This is a genomic window from Accumulibacter sp. (assembly GCF_032229525.1).
In the GTDB taxonomy this organism is placed as follows: Bacteria; Pseudomonadota; Gammaproteobacteria; order Burkholderiales; family Rhodocyclaceae; genus Accumulibacter.
The window spans coordinates 1-2,687 of record NZ_JAVTWB010000082.1; the positions used below are offsets into that span (position 1 = coordinate 1).

Consider the following 2,687-nt stretch of genomic DNA (forward strand, 5'->3'; position numbering starts at 1 on the left):
TCGGAAGCGACCTTCCGCCAGACGGCGCAGAAGATGCAGAAGACGCTCAACATCCCGCTGGTGGGCGACCCGGTGAAGACGGTCGAGGTGCTGGCCCAGCGCTACACGCTGAACGACGCGGAGCGCGCTGGCGTGCTGCGCCATTTGATCGCCGAAGGCCAGTTGTCAGGCTATGGCCTGGTCAATGCGGTGACGCATTACAGCCAGGAGGTCGAGGACTACGACCGCGCGACGGAGTTTGAAGCACTGGGCGGCCGGCTGATCGACTTGCCGGCCCATGAGTGGAAAGGCTTGGCGGAAGCGGCCTGATCCAGAAAATCGCTGAAAGCCGGCCGGGGTATCTGCCCCGGCCCGGCCTTCAGCCATTCCAATACCATTATACCGAGGGCGCGCTACCCCGACATCATATCGAGTGGCAGCGCCCCCTCCATAGGCGCAGCAGGCCGGCGATCGCGCTGAGTCGCCGCGTCGGCTGCCCCGCCGGTCTTGGTCTGATTCGTTGGAATCGTCGCCCCTCAAACTATGCCTTTTAGATACGCCGAACGATCCTCCCTGCGGCGGCTATTCCCCCCAAGCAACAGCTTCTGTCGGACCTTACGTGTGGCAAAAGGATCGCCCTCCAGATTTTTGAACAAATGTCCCTGCCATAACACAATACCAATGACTATGCTGATTTTTATTGCCATAACCCAATCATCATGACGGGTCGCTCATAAAACTTTCCGCCTTCGATGCTCAGACACCCGTTTCAGCAGGACTAACTGGAGAACATGACCATGAGTCGCGTGACGCTTACCGATGTCGAATGGATCAACCTGAATGTGCTGGTCGTCATTCGCGCCGGTCTCCAGTATGACCCCGCCTCGACCTGCTGCAGGTACGGGCTCAATACGGCGCAAGCCAACCATCTTCGAGAACTGAGCCTCGACGAGTTGTGGTCCTTGGTAATCCACGTCGGCGACACGACCCTGTTCCCACCACGCGCCGACCTGGTGACGTTGCTGAACACGCCGCGAGTATTGGCGGGCTCCATGGCGCTCGTCCATCCCCCCATGCCGATGGAAAGCCGGCGGTAGGAACCACGACCCATGCCGACCCGCGGCGACCGGCACCTGCGCGCCATGCAACTGGCGAAGCAGTTGGCGGCGCTCGGCGCACGCCTGAAGACGATCCACCTCATCACCGGCATCCCGCCGCGCCAAGTGCAGAGCCTCTTCTTCCCCGATGCCCGCACCATCCCGCGCGGACGCGCCCCCGATTCGGCCGAGTGGTACCACGGCGCCAACCTCATCCTGCGGACCGACGCCTGCCTCATTGGCGCCAGGTACCGCCAGTTGCGCAACCAGGGACTCGCGGCCGGCGAAGCCCTGGTCTTCGCCTACCGCGCCTACCAGGCCGCCACGCTGCCGCCTTACCGCATCAGCCTGGACCGGGCCTTCAACCTCGTCTCCTATATCGACGGCATCTGGCTGGCCAACGCACCGGCGCTGTCCGTGTTGACCTGCCCCGGGTGTGGCTGCGAGTTCATCGCCGCGGTCGGCACCGTGGCGCACCCTGGCGAACCTTGCCCCTTCTGCAAGCTGCTGGAACGCTTTCACCTGGACCATCGCATCCAAGCGTCTTACCCGGCTCGCCCCGCCCTCGACATGACCGAGCGCCAACTGGGCATGCTCGCGCTCTTTCACAAACTTAGCCCCGAGGCCGAAGGCGATAGCCCCTCGGAATAGGTCCCGTTTCAGCGCGACAAGCGAGATAGCCGGCCGAAGAATGCCTGCTTCGCATTCTTTCCGGCATCGCCGTACCGCCATGCCCGCCACGCCAACGCCTGTCACTTCATACCCCGCCTCCGACCCAGGGTTCGCCGCCGTGCCGGTCGAGGATCTGCTGGCCGGCGAAGCGGACCTGATCGCACGCATCAAGCTGTGTTACGGCATCGACCGGGACAGCTTCGAGCGCGATGTCCTAATGCTGGTGCGCCGCTACGCCGCCTGCGTGCATCTGCTGCCGGCGACCGCCGACAACTACTTCAGCAAGCCGGGCGGCCTCTTGCGGCTCGGCCTGGAGACCGCTTTCTTCAGCCTGCAAGGCACCGACGCACACATTTTTTCGGGGCGGATGAGCATCTCGGCACGCCGCCAACTGGAACCGCGCTGGCGCCATGCAACCTTCATCGCCGGGCTGTGTTGCGAATTGCACCGGCTGATGAGCCATATCATCGTCACCGATGCCGCCGGCGAGGCGTGGCCGGCCTTCCTGCGGCCGCTGGCCGACTGGCTGGCAACCCGGGGCAGCGAGCGCTATTTCCTGCGCTGGCGGCCCCAAGCCGTCGAGGCGCGCGGCCTGGGCCTGTTCGCCCTGCCCCATGTGGTGCCGCCCGCGGTGATGGCCGACCTCTCCGAGGGCAACGCAGTCATCGTGCCGCATTTGCTGGCCAGCATCGGCGGCATTCCGGTCTATCGCGACCACAACATCCTCGACGAACTGGTCCGCCGCTCGCTGGCGCTGGTCATCGACCGCAACCTGGTCGCCAGCGCCGACCGCTACGGTTCGCCGCAATACGGCTCGCACCTGGAGCGCTACCTGGTCGACGCCCTGCGCCGGCTCACCAGCGGCAACTCGGCCTGGATAGCCAACCGCGAGAAGTCGCGCCTGTGGTTCGGACAGGACGGTCTGTTCCTGGTCTGGCC

General features: G+C 64.6%; 3 protein-coding genes and 1 pseudogene. All 4 read left to right on the plus strand.

Features of this window, described 5'->3' with window-relative positions:
- Window positions 1-309, plus strand: a pseudogene (locus tag RUW20_RS05010) (DUF932 domain-containing protein); the annotation flags it as partial.
- A gap of 461 nt (window positions 310-770) precedes the next feature.
- Window positions 771-1,076, plus strand: a complete 306-nt coding sequence (locus RUW20_RS05015; RefSeq protein WP_313951101.1) for a hypothetical protein — start codon at window positions 771-773, stop codon at window positions 1,074-1,076.
- Window positions 1,077-1,088: 12 nt separating this feature from the next.
- On the plus strand, window positions 1,089-1,727 hold the full coding sequence (locus RUW20_RS05020) for a FlhC family transcriptional regulator (protein WP_313951102.1): 639 nt from the start codon (window positions 1,089-1,091) through the stop codon (window positions 1,725-1,727).
- 79 nt (window positions 1,728-1,806) lie between these two features.
- A partial coding sequence (gene mobH / locus RUW20_RS05025) for a MobH family relaxase (protein ID WP_313951103.1) occupies window positions 1,807-2,687 on the plus strand: 881 nt, incomplete at its 3' end.